At 44.7% G+C, this 812-nt stretch carries 1 protein-coding gene; it reads right to left on the reverse strand.

What is annotated here, in order from left to right; translation table 11 throughout:
- Window positions 1–121: 121 nt before the first annotated feature.
- The coding region (gene fre / locus R7Q46_RS26195; protein ID WP_318078087.1) for an NAD(P)H-flavin reductase at window positions 122–812 on the reverse strand (691 nt) is incomplete at its 5' end.

The following is an 812-nucleotide window of genomic DNA, read 5'->3' on the forward strand; positions in this document are numbered from 1 at the left end:
GAGTTCCGAGCGCAACCCTTTTTTGAAAAAAAATGGATAAAACTAGCTGTTCGATGACTATTTCATCAAAAAAGCAAAAAAGAGGGTAAAAAACCCTCTTTTTCTGCCTGAAACGCGGAATTTAAATGAATGCGTACGCGTCTGCAAACATACGTTCACTCTTCGCTTTTTTATTCTGAGTGAATTGCTCACGTGCTGCGCCCGCCATTTCAAAACGACCTGCAATATAGATATCGTAGTTTTCTAGGCTTTCGAAATCATCACTCACGGCTTGTAGTACATTACCGACTTTCCCTTGCCAATCTGCTGGGGCTTCCTCAACAACCGGAACAAAGTGAACATTTGCGTATTTCTGTGCAAGTTCGAGCAATTCGTCTTTCGCATACAGCTGGCAATTATCACGAGCACCCCAGTATAAATAGATAGGGTTGGTTTTATTCTGCGCTACGCAATGATCCAGAATCGAACGTACGTAACTAAAACCTGTACCGCCAGCGATCAATAACAGCGGGCGTTCACTGTCTTCTTGTACCCACGCATCACCGTGCGGCGCATCGATTTCAATATCATTACCTGTTTCTAACGCAGCTTTCATCGCTTCGACAACTTCGATGGCGTAAGCGTTGTGTTCAGCAGCTCCGATATGAAGCTCTAATTCGCCTTCATGTCGGCAAGGGCTGCTTGCAATCGAGAATGGGCGTTTATCCTTTTCTCCCATCACAACCATCAGGTATTGGCCAGCTTTAAACGCAACTGGAGACTCAGGGTGCAGTAGAATTTGGTAAGTATTACAAGCTAACGGCTGAATAGAC

This window comes from Vibrio sp. 811 (assembly GCF_033339195.1).